This is a genomic window from Jeotgalibacillus sp. ET6, assembly GCF_029667115.1.
In the GTDB taxonomy this organism is placed as follows: domain Bacteria; phylum Bacillota; class Bacilli; order Bacillales; family Jeotgalibacillaceae; genus Jeotgalibacillus.
In genome coordinates, this window is record NZ_JARUIU010000001.1 from 799,333 (window position 1) to 818,133 (window position 18,801).

Here is an 18,801-nt window from a genome sequence, read left to right on the forward strand (position 1 = left end):
TAAAAAGCTTCCACTCAAGGCAGTTAACGCCTGCATACGTCAATTCCTACTAAGAGACCTTTTCAGAACTGAACCTACGGGGTGTTCATTCAATAAGTCGTCATGCAAAACCGCTTGCAGCCTAGGCGGTTTTTCTCTGTTCATGCATATTCTTATTTACTGTTCCCCATCATTGGTTGTTTTACGTTTTTTATAATGTAATCAATCATAATAAGCCGCCACATGATTGTCAAGCTTAAATGAAAAGACTTTTTATTTGAATTTTCTAATGACGGATACCTTTCGTCGGTATAAGATAGAGGAAAGACAAACCTGAGAGGTGTTGTGAATGAAACTGATCGGTTCCATTTTGGCCGGCGTTCTGCTTATTTCTTCTTTTTCGCTCCCGGCTGAAACGGTTCTTGCAACAAGCAACAGTGCTGTAATTGCCTCGGATCATGTGAATATGAGAGAAGGCCCAGGACTTGCTTATGCTACCATTGCAACAGCAAATGATGGGGATACATATGAAATTCTGGACGAAGAGTATGGGTGGCTTAAACTTAGACTTTCCGGTGGTAAAGAAGGCTGGGTCGCTGAGTGGCTTACGGTACAGCAGGAATCAGCTCAGTCTGAAGCCGCGGTTTCACAAAGTAGTACAGTCACCGCCGATCAATTAAGAGTTCGCAGCGGACCCGGTACAGATGAAGAAGTCATACATTCTCTCCACAGCGGGGATGAGGTGGACATCGCTTCACAGGAAAATGGCTGGTCTGAGATCATTACACAGGATGGCATTACCGGCTGGGTGAATACAGACTATTTATCACAAGTCACTTTGAAAGAGGATGCGTCGGGGCAGGAAGCTGCAGACAGCGTCTCAACAGCGACCATTTCAGTAGACCGGTTAAATGTTCGAGATGATTTTTCATCTGCAGGAGCGGTCATTGGGTCGTTGAATCAAGGAGACACCGTCAAAATTATAGAAGAACAATATGGGTGGTACCATGTTGAAGGCAATGGATTAAATGGCTGGGTCAGTTCTGCTTATGTGCAGACAAATACACCATCAGCACAGGCTGAACAGCAGGACTTAAGTTCAGATGCAGGCAACGATGATGCGGTCATCACTATTATGGTGGATGCATTAACTGTAAGAGACGAACCAAGTCATGCAGGAAAGCCTTTATCAACAGTAAACTATGGAGAAGCCTATATGATTGAAGAGCGATCCGGGGACTGGTTTAAAATTACTTTGCCCTCCGGAGAAGAAGGCTGGATTGCCAGCTGGTATACAGAACCCGGCGGTACAATCACCTCCATGGATGCTTCCACGGAAGAGGGAAGTCCGTTAACGGTTTTATACAACGGATCAAATGTTCGAAGCATGCCGTCTGTTCAATCTGAGGTTGTTGCACGAGTCAACTCAGGTGAACAATTTAAAGCTGTATCTCAAAACGAGGACTGGTTTGAAATAGAACTCGATGACGGCACTGCAGGGTTTATAGCCAATTGGATTGTTTCATCAGAAGAAGCTTCAGCAGAAAACACGGCTGAAGAAAAACCAGAAGAAGTAGTTGAAGAGGATACACAGGAAGATGTGCCGGATCCCCCTGCAGCCTCTATAGAAGAAGCTACGATCATCATTGATGCCGGTCATGGGGGACGGGACAGCGGAGCAGTTGGGGCAAGCGGGTCGTATGAAAAATCACTGACGCTCAGAACCGCTGAAATCCTGTACCATAAACTTTCAAGCACCGGTGCCAATGTCATCATGACCAGGCAGGATGACAGATACATCGATCTGCACACCCGGGTTGCTTCATCTCAGCAAAACGACGCAGATTTATTTATATCCATTCATTATGACGCAATAGATGACAGGAGCATTCGGGGATTTACAACGTATTATTATGGCGATATGGATCATCCTTTTGCCCAGTCTGTTCATGCTGGTCTTCAGGACCAATTAAATTTACGTGACCGCGGGGTTCATTTCGGCAACTACTTAGTGCTGAGGGAAAACTCCATTCCGGCCATTCTGCTTGAATTAGGCTATTTAAGCAACCCTTCAGAAGAAGCGGTCATAAATAATGATCAGTTCAGAGAAATTGCAGCAACAGGTATCTATAATGGTGTTGTAGATTATTTTGAATGAAAAAAGGAACCGCCGGCCCCCCTCTTGGGAGTGCCGGCGGTTCCTTTTTACTCACGTTTTATGGAGTTTCCACGATCAATGTAACTGGACCATCGTTCACTAGAGATACGTCCATCATGGCCCCAAATACGCCTTTTTCCACATTTACACCTTTTTGCTCAAGTAAAGTATTGAACAAATTATATACTTTTTCAGCCTGCTCAGGCTTTGCAGCGTCCATAAAATTGGGTCTTCTTCCCTTCTTCGTTTCTCCATATAGAGTAAACTGGGAAATGGACAAAATCTGCCCTTGGAGATCAAGCAGGGACTCATTCATTTTGCCGCTTTCATCTTCAAAAATTCGAAGATTCACTATTTTTTCTGCCATATAGGCAGCTTCCTTTTCCCCGTCATCATGTGTAATTCCTACTAAAAGGACGAGACCTTTATCAATACGGCCTGTAACATTTCCATCTACAGAAACCGAAGCCTGTTTACTTCTTTGAAGAACGACTCTCATAATCTGTGCATCTCCCTCCGGTCGTTAGTTCACTACCCGCTGAACGGAGTAAATATCTGAAATTTGCTTAATTCGTTCAACAACCCGCTGTAAATGGTTTACATTTTTAATCATAATAGACATATTAATTGTTGCTATTTTATTGCGGTCAGTACGCCCGCTGACAGCTGAAATATTTGTTTTCGTTTCATTGACTGCCTGCAGGACCTCATTTAAAAGGCCGCGTCTGTCATAGCCGGATATTTCAATATCAACGTTATATTCTTTTTTGTCCTGCGGTGTGCCTTCCCATTCAACTGGAATGAGCCGGGCATTTGAATCATCCTGTATATTTGGGCAATCTGTCCGGTGAACAGAAACTCCCCTGCCCCTTGTAATAAATCCAATAATATCATCACCCGGCACCGGGCTGCAGCATTTGGATAAACGTACCAGCAGATTATCAATTCCTTTTACCGTTACTCCAGCCTCGCGTTTTTTTCGATGAGAAGGAGGCTTAATATCCGCCATTGCTTTTTCAAGGGTATCTTCTTCATCACGGAGCTTTCTGAGCTTTTCGGTTAAACGGTTGGCAATCTGAACACCCGTTATCCCGCCGTATCCTACAGCAGAATACATATCTTCCACATTTGTAAAGTTAAATTTCTCTGAAACTCTTTTGATATTTTCTTCTGTAAGGACTTCTTTAGGATTAAATTCAAGTGACCGGATTTCCCGTTCGACAATATCCCGGCCCTTATCCATATTTTCGTCTCTGCGCTGCTTTTTGAAGAATGCTTTAATTTTATGCTTTGCCTGGGAGGTTTGAGCAATTTTCAGCCAGTCCTGACTTGGTCCGTATGAATGCTTCGACGTCATGATTTCAATGATGTCTCCCGTTTTCAATGTGGCATCCAGCGGAACCATCTTGCCGTTCACCTTTGCACCAATGGTCTTATTGCCGATTTCTGAATGGACCCGGTAAGCAAAATCAATTGGAACAGAACCGGCCGGCAGTTCCATCACATCTCCTTTTGGCGTAAACACATAGACCATATCAGAAAAAAGATCAAATTTAAGAGCATCCATAAATTCTTCTGCATCGGAAGAATCCTGCTGGAATTCAAGAATTTCGCGGAACCATGTCAATTTATTTTCAACTGATGCCTTATTGTCTTCACTTACAATCGTTCCCTCTTTATAAGCCCAGTGAGCCGCAACCCCAAACTCTGCAATGCGGTGCATATCCGATGTTCTGATTTGTACTTCAAGGGGATCTCCTTTAGGGCCGATGACGGTCGTATGAAGAGATTGATACATATTAGGCTTCGGCATGGCAATATAGTCTTTAAATCTGCCAGGCATTGGCTTCCAGCAAGTATGGATGATACCGAGAACTGCATAGCAGTCCTTAATGCTGCTTACAATCACCCTGACTGCAAGCAGATCATAGATTTCATTAAATTGCTTATTTTGCATGGCCATTTTTTTATAAATGGAATAAATATGCTTCGGGCGTCCGTAAATATCTGCATCAATATTAACATCGGTCACCTGGTCCTTAATTTCCCGTATGACCGTTTCTACATATTCTTCTCGCTCATTGCGTTTTTTCTTCATTAGATTAACGATTCGGTAGTATTGCTGCGGATTTAAATAGCGAAGAGAAGTATCCTCAAGCTCCCACTTAATCGTTGAAATTCCAAGCCGGTGCGCTAAAGGGGCAAAAATTTCAAGTGTTTCATTTGAAATGCGAATCTGCTTTTCGACCGGCATATGCTTTAACGTTCTCATATTATGAAGACGGTCAGCCAGCTTTATTAAAATCACCCGGATATCCTGCGCCATTGCAATGAACATCTTTCGGTGATTTTCTGCCTGCTGCTCTTCTTTTGACTTGTATTTTATTTTTCCAAGCTTGGTCACACCATCAACCAGCATCGCCACTTCTTCACTAAACTGCTCGGCCAAATCTTTATAGGAGTAATCTGTATCCTCCACTACATCATGTAAAAAACCGGCAGCAACAGTAGACGGATCCATTTGTAAATTTGCCAGGATACCCGCCACCTGAATCGGATGAATGATATATGGCTCCCCGGATTTGCGAAACTGTTCCTTATGAGCTTCAGCTGCCAGGGCATATGCTTTTTTCACTATATCCACCTGACTATTGTTCATGTAAGTTGATGCAATCACGAACACTTCATCCGCGGTAAGTACTCGTTCGTTCGCCATACGCTATATCACCTTTATCGTTTGAAATAAATTTTTTGTGTATTGTACCTATTATTAAAAAAAATTGTTCGTCTGTAAAGCGATTATGACTTTTTTTCATGACGAATGGAGTAAAAACGGCTTATTTCGACACAAACTGTATATAAAAAGAGCCCCGATTGTGGGACTCTCATCAATTATTAGTATTGCATTAGTGTAAGCATATCATATCCTTCTAATTTGTCACGCCCATCAAGGTAAGTAAGCTCAATTAAGAAAGCAATTCCTGCTACAACTCCGCCAAGTTCTTCAACGAGCTTGATGGTTGCCTCAATGGTTCCGCCAGTAGCAAGAAGATCATCTGTAATCAAAACCCGCTGCCCGGGCTTGATTGCATCACGGTGAATCGTCAAAACATCTTTTCCGTATTCAAGTCCGTAATCCACTTTAACTGTTTCACGCGGAAGCTTGCCTTCTTTACGGACAGGAGCAAAGCCTATCCCAAGAGCGTAAGCAACAGGACAGCCAATTATAAAGCCTCTTGCTTCCGGGCCTACTACTATATCAATGTCTTTATCATTTGCATATTCTACAATTTGATCCGTCGCATAACGATACGCATCTCCATTGTCCATAAGAGTTGTAATATCTTTAAATCGGATACCCTCTTTAGGCCAGTTTTCCACAATTGTTACATACTGCTTTAAGTCCATACCTTTTCTTCCTCCTCAGGTCTCTTCGCCCCGTCTAAGTGCTGTTCAAACCAGTTTTTCAACTGTTGAAAAGACGAATATAACAACTCCTGCTCCAGCCCAACCATTCTTTCTTTTGACTGGTAGGCAGGCGAATGGGATAAATCACGTTTTTGAACAGAATTGTTCACCGTAATGATTCCATCACTCATTGTAACAAATTCCAGTTCAAAAAACACCTTTGTCATAAAATTAATCGTTTCTCTTGTCCATCCTTTATGACCCGCCAGTGCATCTCCATTTTTATGAAGGTCGAAGGACTGCCTTTTTTTAAGAAAAGCATAATACCAGGCAAATTGATCTCTTTTAGGCATACCTGTAAAAAACTGAGGATCTTCCTGATAAAAATGGACATAAATACGCGTCGGGATCCCGTTGCGAATTAAAGACAAAATTTGTTCTTCTTCCTGCGGCAGGTCAAGAAGTATAATCTGCTTGTGATCTATTGAGTGTTCTGCCGCTTGTTCCCGGTTTTCTATCACCGTTATATGACTCTCGTCTATATATTGAAGAAACTCTTTTTTCGTTTTTGTATCAAATGCAATAAACTGCCGTTCTTCAGGCAGAGTCGGAAGCCATCTCTGGGGCTGGGAAATACCTCTTACATCAAACAGCTGCCACTCATTGACCTGAATGTCCTGAACAAAAAGCTGAGGCTTTCTGCTGTTATTCCATTCATTAATTGAAAGTTCACCTATTACATCCACTTTGGCCAGCGGTGAAATATGATCGGCGATTTCTCCCAGACCAAAAGCAATACCGTCAAGTGTGGACTGATCCTTTTGCAGCGTAAGTTTTAAATGATTGTGGCTTGCTCCTATTTTCCTCAGCGAAGACACTGATGATTGTTCAATCAGAACTTTCGGTTTTGGATTTTTCATTCCGAACGGTGCAAGCAGCTGAACCTGTGAAATTGAATGTAAATCAATTTCTTCCAGGGAAGCAACCGTATCAATCGCTGTAATTGGAATAAAGTCTTCATCTGAGAGTTTTTCCGCCTGGTTGTTAAGTCGTTCTCTCAGTTCGTCTACTTGGTCAATTGGCAGTGTCATCCCGGCTGCCATAGGGTGCCCGCCAAAATGCGGGAGAATATCCCGATTAAGGGATAATTCCTCAAACATATTAAACCCTTCGATGCTTCTTGCTGACCCTTTTGCTTTTTTTCCATCAGGATCCAGGCACAGCATGATAACAGGACGATAATAGCGATCTACTAATCTTGAAGCTACAATACCCACAACCCCTGGATTCCAGCCCTCTTTGGCAATCACAAGCACCCGATTTTCTTCTAGGGGATATAAACTTTCAACTTGTTCAATTGCTTCTTTTGTAATATCACTGACAATGGTCTGACGCTCTTTATTAATTAGATCAATCTCTTGTGCGAGTGCTTCTGCTTCTTCCATTTCTTCTGTCATAAGCAGTTCGACGGCAGGGTCAGCATCTGCTAATCTTCCAACTGCGTTTAATCTCGGTCCAATAACGAAACCAACGGACTCTTCATTCAGCTCTGCCAAAGCAGCACCTGCAATTTTGCATAGAACCTGAATCCCTTTACGACGGGTCTGGCGCAGCTCGTGCAAACCTTTTTTCACCAGAAGCCTGTTCTCATCCCGCAGCGCAACTAAATCTGCAATCGTTCCAATGGCAGCAAGGTCAAGGAGATGAACAGGCGGTTTTTCCAGAAGGGCATGCGCCACTTTAAATGCTACTCCGACCCCTGCCAGTTCTTTAAAAGGATAGTTTCCATTCGGATGATTAGGATGAATAATGGCAAGCGCTTCAGGAAGCTCCGGACCCGGTTCATGGTGATCAGTGATAATTAAATCAACTCCAAGCTCTTTTAAAACCTGCGCTTCCTTAATCCCTGAGATACCATTATCTACTGTGATCAGCAAAGATACTCCCTGCTCGGCTGCAAATCGAAATGCGTCCTCATTCGGCCCGTATCCCTCTGTAAAACGGTTTGGTATGTAGAATTCAACATTCGCCCCTAGTTCCTGCAATACGCTTAGCATAACCGAAGTACTCGTAACACCATCGGCATCATAATCACCATAGACCATGATAAGCTCCTGGTCGTTAACAGCGCGTTTAATTCGTTCCACAGCCTCTTTCATTCCCAATAGCAAAAAGGGATCATAAAAAGACTGGCTTTCAACATATAAAAAAGATTTTGCTTCTTCAACATCCGTAATTCCACGCTGAACAAGCAATTGAGCTACAACAGCTGGAATGTCGAGAGCTTCTTGTAATGTTTGGACATGTTCATTATTAATGGGATGAATATTCCATCGTGTTTTAGATTGTAACATTTTCTCACCTCTTTAGCGTTCTTCATTATACAGCAGGTTCAGCTGCTATTCAATGAGCCATGGTCACTCCTTTCCATAAAAAAAGAGCCTGGGACAAAAGTGTCTCAAGCTCTACAACCGGTTCACTTCGCTTCAAGGGGGCGCTTTCCGCAGGGACTGAGCTGAACCCTTCTCAGGCTATGCCTTTCGGCGGCTCAAGCAACCGTCATGTCCTGCAGGATTCGCCGCCTTACGCTGCGCTCACCTTACATTTGCGGTACATTAGTTTACTTTCTCTAAGGCTTTCAGATATCTCCCAGCCTCTTTCCTGCAGTTATCATTCTCCTGATCCATCAGGAGCTGTTCTACGGTAATCCGTGCGCGAAGGAAGCGGCTCTGTTCGATTCTCTTCTGCATTCGCAAGCTGCTCATTCAATTTCAGGTTTTCGCTTTCAAGATGCTTCACTTTCCGCTGAGTAACAAATAATCGGAATAGGCCAACTGATCCAATAATTAGTCCCCCCATTAAAACGGAGCCTAAAATAACCAGAATTAAAGGCATTTCTGTTTCAGCAAAACCGAAGTTGACAGTTACAGGATCGACATTTATAACAGCAAAAATAGCTACAAGAAGAGCAAATATAATTCCTAAAATCAAAACCCACTGAAACTTCATAACATGTCCTCCTTTCTTAAAAATGCTTGGATAGTTTTAAATTACCCTTAATTCTAAACTGCTAATCCTCTGATCGCAATGCGATGCAACGACTATGCGGCTTGAAAAAAAAAAGAAGAGCCTGGGACAAAAAAATGTCTCAAGCTCTTTGACCGGTTCGCTGCGCTTCAGGCTGACCTTTCCGAAGGGACGGCTTGAGCGTTCTCGGGCGTTGCCCTTCGAAGTCTCAATTAACCTTCATATCCTTCTGGAGTCGCCGCCTTCCGTACCGCTCACCTCATACTGCTAATACACATTAAACAACAGGCTCGTCTGACCATTCTTTTTTCTCTTTATACGTAACTAACGAACCTTTTTTCTTCAGCTCGCGTTTTTTCAGTACATACCAGAACTGAGTCGCGATAAAGACAGAGGAGTAGGTTCCTGCGATTAAACCGATTAACAGTGCAATAGAGAAATTCAAAATCGAGGTGGCTCCAAAGATAATCATAGCAATTACGACAAGCACGACAGTCAGTACGGTATTAACCGATCTGCCCAGTGTCTGCCGAAGTGATTGATTGACCACTTTAGCCAGCTGTTCTTTTGATTCCACCAGCTTCAGTTTTCTTAAGTTTTCTCTAATTCTGTCAAACGTAACAATCGTATCATTTATCGAATACCCAATAATCGTCAGCACCGCCGCTATAAACGTAATATCGACTTCAAGACGCAGAATGCTGAAGACAGCGATAATGAAAAATGCGTCATGAACAAGAGCTATAACGGATGCAAGGGCCATATATAACTCAAACCGGATTGAAACGTACAAAATAATACCAATTGCGGCAATGGCAACAGCATACAGCGCGTTTTGCGCCAGCTCTTCCCCAATGACTGGATCTACTGTAGAAACATTCGGATCAGAGCCATATTTCTCTTGAAAGTACGTCCTAAGCTCTGCAATTTCTTCCTGATCCAGTGACTCTGTAAACCTTGCGACACCGGTCTCCTGATTTTCACCGGAGATAACAATGCTACTCGCTTCAAGTCCAATTTCAGCCAGATCTTCTTCAACAGCCTCTTCATTGAGCGACGTATCAGCCAGTACATCCATTCTTGTACCTGCAACAAAATCAATCCCCAGATTCAAGCGGAAGATCATCAGTACTGCCAGACCCGCTACAAGCAGGACCCCGGATAAGGCAAAGAATTTTTTCCGATTGCGAACAAAATCAAAACGGTCAAATTTAGTAGGCAAATCAAGTGCATCTACCTCTTCATTATAATCATTAACTTCAGAAGCCTTTACGCCAAACCAGCCTTTTTTGTTATCAAGGAATTTACTTCTGACCCAAAGACTCATGAAGAGGCGGGTACCAAATACAGCTGTAACAAAACTTACAATAATGCTTATCAACAGCATGGTGGCAAATCCCTTTACTGAGCTTGTTCCAAAGTAAAACAGCACAATTCCAGCTAACAAAGTCGTAATATTTGCATCAAAAATCGTCCATAAAGAGGATTTGCTTCCTTCTTCGTATGCCTGGCGAACAGGCTTGCCGACTTTCAGCTCTTCTTTAATTCTTTCATAGGTGATAATATTGGCGTCTATTGCCATCCCGACTCCAAGAATCAGTGCTGCAATACCAGGCAGCGTCAGAACTCCATTCATCCAATCAAAAATTAATAGGATAAGGTAAATATAAACGGATAGTGTCAGGACACCAATTAAGCCTGGGAAACGGTAAAAAGCGATCATAAACAGGAAAATCAGTGAAATTCCGATTATCCCTGCTAATACCGTCTGATCCATTGCCATTAAGCCAAATGAAGCACCTACAGAAGTGGAATACACTTCTTCCAGCTCAACTGGGAGCGCTCCTGCATTCAGCAGATCCGCTAAATCCTGAGCTTCTTGGGGAGTAAAGCTTCCTTCAATAACGGGTGTAGTTGTTGAAATAACCTCTGATACATTCGGTGCTGAAATAAATTTCGGTTCTTCTTTACCCGCTTCTTCTGCGTAGGAATCCCCCTCTTCATAATCCAGCCAGATGACAAGCTTATTGTTTGGCGGTCCCATTTCAAGAACTTCCTGTGTAACCTCCGCAAACTTCTGTCCGCTTTTCAATTCCAATCGGACGATGGGCTGATTCTCCTCATTAAACGTCTGTGAAGATCCTCCCTCTACTAGATCAGACCCGCTGAGCATTTCGTTATCATTAACATCACGGAAGGTAAGATTTGCCTCTGTAGAGAGAATTTCTCTTGCCTGATTCTGATCTTCCACTCCCGCAAGCTGAACCCGGATCCGGTTGCCATTTTCAACTTGAATAACCGGTTCGCTTACGCCTAAAACGTTGACTCTGCGGTCAAGTGCCTGGGCTGTGTCTGATACCACATCCGGAGGAACTTCTTCGCCGTCCTCTCCTTTAACCTGATAGAGAACTTCAAAACCACCCTGAAGATCCAGACCCAGCTTAATATTTCCTAAAATTGTCTGGGTAGTCATCCCCATTGCGCCACCAATTAAAACAATCAGTAAGATGAAGGTGACGATTCTGCTTCTTTTTACCATTATGTATAAGTCCTCCTCAAGTTTAAATGCACATTAGCTGTTCATTAAAAGTGTTATATAATTCATTTTTCATCGTCTCATGATAGAGAAGAATTATCCGAATTTTAGCAACAGATTTATTATGAATCACTTATTATAGGGTGTCAATGGCTTTCAGATTCATGTGCTGATGACTGATGACCATTGTTGTTTATCTCCTGTTCACCGTGCAGCAGCAGATGGAGCTCCTCTTCATTTAACTCCACACTTTGTGAAGAAGCCTTGTATTCATTGCGCGTTGTCCAGTTCATATAATCTCCCGCCTTTATGGTAAGAATGTCATTTACCACTGCATACAAGGGAATTTCATCATTACACTTCTTCCATTTTTTCTGCACCAGGTACTGCCATAGGGCTTGTTCTGTCACAGAATCGTAACCATAAAGATGAAGTTCTTCCCTTTTACTGCTTAGTGCAGGTCCTAATTGAACCACCACTTCTTCAAATGAAGTATGTTTATACATTTTTCTCCCCCTATAAATTGGCCTATCTTTATATTTTCGTCATAGGCTGTCCTATTCCGAGCATATGGTTAATTGTACCGAAAAAAGTTCTCTTTGAGAAGGTGGATTGCCAATTGTCTACATTTATAAGAGGAACTCTGATTCTTATTTTTGCAGCTATGCTGACGAAAGTATTGGGGTTCATCCATCGTATGGTGCTTGCAAGAATGGTTGGCGAAGAGGGCGTCGGGCTTTATATGATGACGTTTCCCACATTAATGCTTGTTATTACAATTACGCAGCTCGGTCTTCCTGTTGCAATCGCAAAGTATGTATCTGAAGCAACGGCAAAAAGAGAAGAGCAGGTTGTCCAGCGAATCCTGACCGTTTCTCTCTTAATCACGGGTACACTTGCTTTAACCTTCACTCCAGTGATGTTTTTACTTGCCCCATTTTTAACAGAAACATTATTTGCAGATGACAGAACCTTTTGGCCGTTCGTTGCCATTCTTCCCATCGTGCCAATTGCTGCATTTTCAGCTGTACTAAGAGGGTACTTTCAGGGGAAACAGCAGATGGGTGTTACGGCAGTCGGGTCTATTATTGAGCAGCTTATCCGGCTGGTCCTGCTTTACATACTCGTTGGAATGCTTCTGCCAATGGGCATTGAATATGCCGCCGCCGGTGCCATGCTTGCCTCTATCGGAGGGGAATTATTATCACTTGGTTATTTGTACCTTCACTTTATTTACTCCAGAAGAAAAATACGCATTCAAGCTGTAAACGGGAGTCAGCCTCCCCGCAAAACCATTGCAAAGCAGCTTCTCAGCATTGCCCTTCCTTCCACTGGCAGCCGTATGATTGGATCGATCGCCTGGTTTTTAGAGCCGATTCTTGTGATGCAATGTCTGACAATGGTTGGCTTCACGGCTGCTTTTGCTACAAAGGAATACGGTATGCTTACCGGTTTTGTACTGCCACTGCTCCTGCTGCCTTCTTTTATTACCGTTTCACTCAGCACGGCTCTTGTTCCTGCAATAAGTGAAGCGAAAGCAAAAAATCAGTTTATAACCGTCGAGCACCGGATTCAGCAGGCATTGAGGATATCGCTTGTAACAGGCGGACTTTTTTCTATCCTCCTGCTGACACATGGGACATACCTTCTTGAGGCGCTTTATCATTCCACTAATGGTGCCAACCTGCTGCACTTTATGGCTGTGCTGTTTATATTTTATTACTACCAGGGCCCGCTTCATGCCGTTCTTCAGGCATATGATGCGGCTGGTGCGGCCATGATGAACAGCCTGATTGGTGCTGTAGTAAAGCTTGTAGTGATGGCTGCTTTGATGCTTCAGCCAGGGATGGGGATTACAGGTGCAGCTATTGGTATTATGGTGGGTCTGGTTATGGTGACCCTGCTTCATTTTTTCACAATGAGAAAGCTCGTACCGATCAAAATCCCCTACGCACAATATGGAGCGGTCGCATTATTGATGCTATGCATGTATGTACTTGAGAAAAAAATATTTTCTTCCCTTCTTCCTGCTTATTTTATGCATCCCCTTATCACGATGGTGATCCTGATTGGAATCTATCTCGTTCTGGGGCGTTTCTTAAATGTAATCAAACAAGAGGATTGGTCATTTTTCTCAAGCTGGAGAAAAAAAGGATAAATTTATTCTCCCGTGCTGACATACCATCTTCCATCCTCAAACGAACAAAAGAATATTTTATCCAATTGATCATATCCTTCTTTTTTCAGCTCAGCTCTAAGCCACTGTTCATCCCTGTGTATTTTGGATAAATGATCTCTCTGTATGATGCCGTCCATGACAAGAGGAAGGGATAATTCACCTTCTCTTCTTCCTCTTCTTAAAACAGTGAGAATCCCCGATGGTTCAAGAATGGCAAATTCCACATCATGCAGATTAAAAATTTCTTTTTCACGCAGCTGCTGCATTAAGTCATCAATATTGTACCGGTTTCTGCGCATTTCATCTTTCATTAACTGTCCGTTACGAATTAAGACAGAGGGTTTGCCGTCCACTAAGTCCCTAAACGACTTGTTTCTTAAAGAGAACCAGGAAAGCAGTACTTGAAGAGACATAAGCAATAGCATGGGAAAAACAGCTTTAAACATATTGACATAAGGATCTTCAATTGCAAAAACAGCTACTTCACCAATCATCATAAAGACAATAAGATCCAATAGGCTCAGTTCACCCACTTCACGCTTGCCCATTAATCGAAAAATAAGCAGGACAAGGCCATATAAAATAATGGTTCTGATCCCAACCAAAATATATTCCTCCGCCAATGGCCACACCCTCTTAATCACAGCTTTTTATCATTTAGTATGACCTGCTTAGCAGATCCTTACACAAAAGAACAGGAGGATGGATATGTCTGCATGGCTGAAAATCGGAAAAGGAATTACGTATGGGGTAATCGTCATTGCCATTGCTGTTCTCGCCATTTCAATCATTATGGCTACTTTACTCGCGTTAACTCCATTGAAAGAACTTGAGATGGAGAAATGGCTGAACGGGTCCATGTTTGCAGTAGTGTTAACAGGCTCCATCGTTGGCGGCGCTGTCTCAAAAGTAAAAGGGCTCTTTGTTGGAGGAATCATTGGCATAATCATGGCCGCACTTTCGTTTCTATTATCCGCTGAAGGGGCTGTCTGGACTGACTCCATTCTGCATGCTTCACTAACTTTGTTTATCTCGCTTGTGGGGGGAATTGCAGGAGTGAATCTTTTTGGAGGAAAAGGAGAAAAAGCCTAATAAAAAAGCTGACGAGTTTTCACTCGCCAGCTTTTTTTGTATGGGATTACATTCCCGTTTGCTTATCTAGAACCTCACGCACTGCATTTCGGTCGTAGGTCAGACGGCTGCCATCGCCGCACTTTAAGATAACCTGTCCTTCGTCAAGTGCATCAATAATGCCGTGAAGGCCACCAATTGTCACAACTTTATCACCTTTTGCAAGGCTGCTTTGCATTTCAACTACCTTTTTCTGTCGCTTTTGCTGCGGGCGAATCAAAAAAAGATACATCAAGGCAAACATTAAAATAAGTGGTACTAAAGTAATTAACGTTTCCATATTGCTTTAACTCCTCCTTCCTGCCGTTCAATCTATTAAAAGTTTTTTGCGTTCGGCTTATTGAAACCGTATTGTTCAAAAAACTCTTCCCGGAAATCTCCCAGTCGGTCTTCTTTAATCGCCTGGCGAACTTGCCCCATTAAGTTTATCAGAAAATGCAGGTTATGATAAGTAGTAAGTCTAATTCCGAACGTTTCTTCACATTTAATCAAATGCCTGATATAGGCGCGGCTGTAGTTTTTGCAGACATGGCAATCACAATTTGGATCAATCGGTCCAAAATCACGGGCATATTTCGCATTTTTCACGACAAGTCTGCCTTCACTGGTCATAAGTGTGCCATTGCGGGCAATTCTTGTTGGCAGCACACAGTCAAACATATCAATGCCTCTCATGGCTCCATCAATCAGGGAATCCGGTGATCCTACTCCCATTAAGTAGCGCGGTTTATTTTCCGGCATCCATGGAGTCGTAAACTCAAGCACTCTGTTCATGACATCCTTCGGCTCTCCTACTGATAATCCACCAACTGCATATCCGGGAAAATCCATTGAAACAAGATCCTTTGCACTTTGCTTTCGCAGCGCTTCATATTCTCCGCCTTGTATAATGCCGAAAAGACCCTGATCCTGCGGGCGCGAATGTGCTTCAAGACAGCGTTCTGCCCATCTCGTCGTCCGGTCCACCGAATCCTTCATATATTTTTCTTCAGCAGGATAAGGAGGGCATTCATCAAAGGCCATCATAATATCAGAACCCAGTGCATTTTGAATTTCCATTGCTTTTTCAGGACTTAAGAACAATTTGTCACCATTTATATGATTTCGGAAATGGACACCTTCTTCTTTTATGTCGCGAAACTTGCTTAAAGAAAATACCTGAAAGCCGCCGGAATCCGTTAGAATCGGTTTATTCCAGTTCATAAACTTGTGCAGTCCGCCAGCTTCCTTAATTATGTCGTGGCCAGGGCGAAGCCAGAGGTGGTAGGTGTTGCTTAAAATAATACCGGCGCCAAGCTCTGTTAAATCCTCAGGAGACATCGTTTTCACAGTTGCCATCGTTCCTACAGGCATAAAGGCCGGTGTTTCAAAGGAGCCGTGCGGGGTATGCACGATGCCGAGCCTCGCTCCAGTTTGCTTGCATGTTTTAATATGTTCATAACGTATAGCAGTCAATTTATTTACTTCCTCTCTATTTAATTAACATGGCATCGCCAAAACTGAAGAAGCGATATTTTTCTTTAACTGCTTCCTCATACGCCGCGAGCGTTTGATCCTGTCCGGCCAGAGCACTGACAAGCATGATCAGCGTTGATTTCGGCAGATGGAAATTCGTCAGAAGAGCATCCACTGCTTTAAATGTATACCCTGGATAAATAAAGATATTTGTCCATCCGCTGGATGCTTGAAACAATCCAGTAGAATCGGCAATCGTTTCGAGCGTTCTCGTCGAGGTCGTACCAACTGTTACAATTTTTCCGCCGGAGCTGCGCACTGCATTTAATGTCTGAGCCGTTTCTTCACTAAGCTGATAATATTCACTGTGCATATCATGTTCTTCGATTGAATCCACAGAAACCGGCCGGAAGGTGCCAAGTCCTACATGAAGTGTAATAAAAGCAATGTTTACGCCTTTGCGCTTCAATGTCTCAAGAAGTTCATCAGTAAAATGCAGTCCTGCAGTAGGAGCTGCAGCCGAACCTCTTTCTTTGGCAAAAACCGTCTGGTAGCGATCCCGGTCATTCAGTTTTTCTTTAATATACGGAGGAAGCGGCATATCGCCCAGCTGATCAAGCAGCTCATAAAAAATCCCCTCATACGTAAACTCCATTATTCTTGAACCTTGCTCACCAATGGCCGTGCAGACCGCTTTTAGCTGGCCATTGCCAAAAACGACAGTCGTGCCCACCTTCAGCCTTTTAGCAGGCTTGGCAAGCGTCTCCCACTGGTCGCCGTCCATCTGCTTCAACAAGAGAAGTTCAATCGCTGCACCCGTGTTTTCCTTTTCACCAATCAAACGGGCCGGCAGGACTTTGGTGTCATTTAATACAAGACAATCCCCTTTTTGAAGGTAGTTTTCAATAGAGCGAAACGATTCATGTGAAATACTGCCCGTCTTTTTATCAAGCACCATTAAGCGGCTCGATGTACGGTCCTGCAGAGGTACCTGGGCAATTAATTCTTCAGGCAAATGAAAATCAAAATCATGTATATCCAATATCTTTTCTCCTAACTTTAGCGAAATCGACCGATAAGAAAGAAAATTCCTGTTAAAATCACACTGATCACAATCGATGTAACAATCGGAAAATAAACAGTCATGTTTTCACGTTTTATAACAATATCACCCGGCAGTTTGCCAAGCTTAATAAATTGCATTATAAATCCTGCGACAAGAAGGACTGCACCAATCAGCATGATGGTTTTAGGAAGCGTCATTTTGGCAGCTCCATATTAAAATAATGGTAGACACTGTCTGTAACCATTCTCCCTCTTGGGGTACGCTGCAGAAATCCGATCTGAAGCAGGTAGGGTTCATAAACATCTTCAATTGTCGCTGACTCTTCCCCAATGCTTGCGGCTATGGTGTCAAGACCTACCGGGCCTCCTTTAAAGCGCTCGATAATCGCCCGCAGAAGTTTATGATCGATATGATCGAGTCCCAGCTGATCTACCTGAAGAAGTTCAAGTGATTCCTGAGCGATAGAAAAGGTGATCGCCCCCTCCGCTCTAACCTGGGCATAATCCCGCACTCTTTTTAATAAGCGGTTTGCAATTCGAGGGGTTCCACGGGATCTTCTTGCAATTTCAAGAGCGCCCTCGCGATCGATCTCGGTATTAAAGATGCTGGATGTTCTCTCAACAATGGTTATTAAATCTTTTTCTTCATAATACTCAAGCCTGCTTAACACACCAAATCGATCCCGCAGCGGAGCTGATATAGCCCCGGCTCTTGTCGTGGCGCCAACTAGAGTGAACGGCGGCAGATCAAGCCTGACGGAACGGGCGCTGGGTCCGGTGCCGATTACAATATCAAGACAGAAATCTTCCATCGCTGGATAAAGGACTTCCTCAATCGCCCTTGGCAGACGGTGAATCTCATCAATGAACAGCACATCGCCAGGCTCCAATGAGGACAAGATAGCGGCAAGATCTCCCGGGCGCTCTATCGCCGGTCCGGCGGTTGTACGCATATTCACGCCCATTTCGTTTGCAATGACAGATGCCAAGGTGGTTTTCCCCAGACCCGGAGGACCATATAGGAGAACATGGTCAAGCGTTTCTTCCCTGTTTCTGGCTGCCTGAATAAAAATCTCAAGGTTGCTTTTCACACGGTCCTGTCCAATATACGTTTCCAGAAGCTGCGGCCGCAGCGTTTGTTCAAACGATTGTTCTTCGGTATTTTCTGCTTCGCTTGATAATATCCGGTCTTCCATTCTTAGGTCCCCCCTCCCCTTTTTCTTTTCTTTACGACAGCTTAAGCATCAGCTGCAATCCTTTTTTAATGTATTCGTCGGTCGTTAATGATTCTTTACGCAGCGCTGGTTCCAATTTCTTTACTTCGCGCTCTGAGTAGCCAAGTGCTTTTAAAGCTAAAAGCGCTTCTTCCAGTTCTTTTTTATCTGTGAAGACATTTCGTTCAGGATCTGCAAAAAGGTTTGGAAAATAGTCAGGCACAACATCCTGAAGCTTGCCTTTTAAATCCAGAATCATTTGTCGGGCTGTTTTTTTTCCTACACCTGGAAACTTCGTCAAGAATGTTTCGTTTTCATTTTCAATTGCCTCGATAACCTGCTCAGGCGCCCCGGAAGCCAAAATAGCCAAAGCTCCTTTTGGTCCAATGCCCGAAACATTGAGTAATTTCATGAACAGCAGCTTCTCTTCCATTGAAGGAAAACCAAATAATGAAATTTGATCCTCACGAACATGCTGATATATGTATATTTGAGCAGGCTGTCCTTGTTTTTGCGACATAACAAATGGATTTGGCATGAAAAGCTGATAACCAATCCCCTGATGATCCAGTACAATATATTCTGTACTGATAGATGCAATTTCACCCTTTATGTATTCGTACATTTTTATAATCGTCCCTTCAAGTCC

17 protein-coding genes and 1 other annotated feature (1 of these 18 only partly in view) are annotated in these 18,801 nt (G+C 43.2%); of the genes, 3 read left to right on the forward strand and 14 right to left on the reverse strand.

The window, feature by feature from the left end; genetic code table 11:
• Window positions 1–182 (reverse strand) — a binding site (T-box leader) (it extends 47 nt beyond the left edge of the window).
• Window positions 183–328: 146 nt separating this feature from the next.
• The gene (locus tag P6709_RS04080) at window positions 329–2,137 is read left to right on the forward strand and encodes an SH3 domain-containing protein (protein WP_278239601.1); all 1,809 of its coding nucleotides are present in this window, start codon (window positions 329–331) and stop codon (window positions 2,135–2,137) included.
• A gap of 58 nt (window positions 2,138–2,195) precedes the next feature.
• Here the strand turns inward: P6709_RS04080 and dtd are convergent, their stop codons facing one another.
• From dtd to P6709_RS04115, 7 genes are all read right to left on the reverse strand, one after another.
• Window positions 2,196–2,636 (reverse strand): D-aminoacyl-tRNA deacylase, encoded by a 441-nt coding sequence (gene dtd, locus P6709_RS04085; protein WP_278239602.1) that lies wholly within the window; start codon window positions 2,634–2,636, stop codon window positions 2,196–2,198.
• Window positions 2,637–2,660: 24 nt separating this feature from the next.
• Entirely contained in the window at window positions 2,661–4,853 is a 2,193-nt protein-coding gene (locus P6709_RS04090) for a RelA/SpoT family protein (protein WP_278239603.1), read from the reverse strand.
• Window positions 4,854–5,032: 179 nt separating this feature from the next.
• Window positions 5,033–5,545 (reverse strand): adenine phosphoribosyltransferase, encoded by a 513-nt coding sequence (locus P6709_RS04095; RefSeq protein ID WP_278239604.1) that lies wholly within the window; start codon window positions 5,543–5,545, stop codon window positions 5,033–5,035.
• Window positions 5,536–7,899, reverse strand: coding sequence for a single-stranded-DNA-specific exonuclease RecJ (gene recJ, locus P6709_RS04100; protein ID WP_278239605.1), 2,364 nt, complete (start codon window positions 7,897–7,899; stop codon window positions 5,536–5,538). The genes P6709_RS04095 and recJ overlap by 10 nt, the downstream gene beginning before the upstream one ends.
• A gap of 316 nt (window positions 7,900–8,215) precedes the next feature.
• The gene (locus tag P6709_RS04105; protein WP_278239606.1) at window positions 8,216–8,554 is read right to left on the reverse strand and encodes a LapA family protein; all 339 of its coding nucleotides are present in this window, start codon (window positions 8,552–8,554) and stop codon (window positions 8,216–8,218) included.
• Window positions 8,555–8,849: 295 nt separating this feature from the next.
• Window positions 8,850–11,111: a protein translocase subunit SecDF gene (secDF, locus tag P6709_RS04110; protein ID WP_278239607.1), complete on the reverse strand. Its 2,262-nt coding sequence runs from the start codon at window positions 11,109–11,111 to the stop codon at window positions 8,850–8,852.
• Window positions 11,112–11,254: 143 nt separating this feature from the next.
• The gene (locus P6709_RS04115; RefSeq protein WP_278239608.1) at window positions 11,255–11,614 is read right to left on the reverse strand and encodes a post-transcriptional regulator; all 360 of its coding nucleotides are present in this window, start codon (window positions 11,612–11,614) and stop codon (window positions 11,255–11,257) included.
• 113 nt (window positions 11,615–11,727) lie between these two features.
• Here P6709_RS04115 and spoVB point away from each other — a divergent pair, with 113 nt between their 5' ends.
• On the forward strand, window positions 11,728–13,266 hold the full coding sequence (spoVB, locus tag P6709_RS04120; RefSeq protein ID WP_278239609.1) for a stage V sporulation protein B: 1,539 nt from the start codon (window positions 11,728–11,730) through the stop codon (window positions 13,264–13,266).
• A 2-nt stretch (window positions 13,267–13,268) separates the two neighbouring features.
• Here spoVB and P6709_RS04125 read toward each other — a convergent pair whose 3' ends face one another.
• Window positions 13,269–13,910: a DUF421 domain-containing protein gene (locus P6709_RS04125; RefSeq protein ID WP_278239610.1), complete on the reverse strand. Its 642-nt coding sequence runs from the start codon at window positions 13,908–13,910 to the stop codon at window positions 13,269–13,271.
• A gap of 85 nt (window positions 13,911–13,995) precedes the next feature.
• Between P6709_RS04125 and P6709_RS04130 the strand changes: the two genes are divergently transcribed.
• Window positions 13,996–14,379 carry a TIGR04086 family membrane protein gene (locus tag P6709_RS04130; protein WP_278239611.1) on the forward strand — a complete coding sequence of 128 codons (384 nt, stop codon included), beginning with the start codon at window positions 13,996–13,998 and terminating at the stop codon, window positions 14,377–14,379.
• 46 nt (window positions 14,380–14,425) lie between these two features.
• Here P6709_RS04130 and yajC read toward each other — a convergent pair whose 3' ends face one another.
• The 6 genes from yajC to ruvA are packed head-to-tail and all read right to left on the reverse strand — an operon-like array spanning window position 14,426 to window position 18,777.
• On the reverse strand, window positions 14,426–14,698 hold the full coding sequence (yajC, locus tag P6709_RS04135) for a preprotein translocase subunit YajC (RefSeq protein ID WP_278239612.1): 273 nt from the start codon (window positions 14,696–14,698) through the stop codon (window positions 14,426–14,428).
• Between the two features lie 35 nt (window positions 14,699–14,733).
• Window positions 14,734–15,873, reverse strand: a complete 1,140-nt coding sequence (tgt, locus tag P6709_RS04140; RefSeq protein ID WP_278239613.1) for a tRNA guanosine(34) transglycosylase Tgt — start codon at window positions 15,871–15,873, stop codon at window positions 14,734–14,736.
• A gap of 16 nt (window positions 15,874–15,889) precedes the next feature.
• Entirely contained in the window at window positions 15,890–16,915 is a 1,026-nt protein-coding gene (gene queA / locus P6709_RS04145) for a tRNA preQ1(34) S-adenosylmethionine ribosyltransferase-isomerase QueA (protein ID WP_278239614.1), read from the reverse strand.
• Window positions 16,916–16,932: 17 nt separating this feature from the next.
• On the reverse strand, window positions 16,933–17,136 hold the full coding sequence (locus tag P6709_RS04150; protein ID WP_278239615.1) for a DUF2905 domain-containing protein: 204 nt from the start codon (window positions 17,134–17,136) through the stop codon (window positions 16,933–16,935).
• Complete coding sequence (gene ruvB, locus P6709_RS04155; protein WP_278239616.1) at window positions 17,133–18,134, reverse strand: Holliday junction branch migration DNA helicase RuvB; 1,002 nt, start codon at window positions 18,132–18,134, stop codon at window positions 17,133–17,135. The genes P6709_RS04150 and ruvB overlap by 4 nt, the downstream gene beginning before the upstream one ends.
• A gap of 31 nt (window positions 18,135–18,165) precedes the next feature.
• A complete protein-coding gene (ruvA, locus tag P6709_RS04160) occupies window positions 18,166–18,777 on the reverse strand; it encodes a Holliday junction branch migration protein RuvA (protein WP_278239617.1) in 612 nt (203 codons plus the stop codon).
• Window positions 18,778–18,801 lie beyond the last annotated feature (24 nt).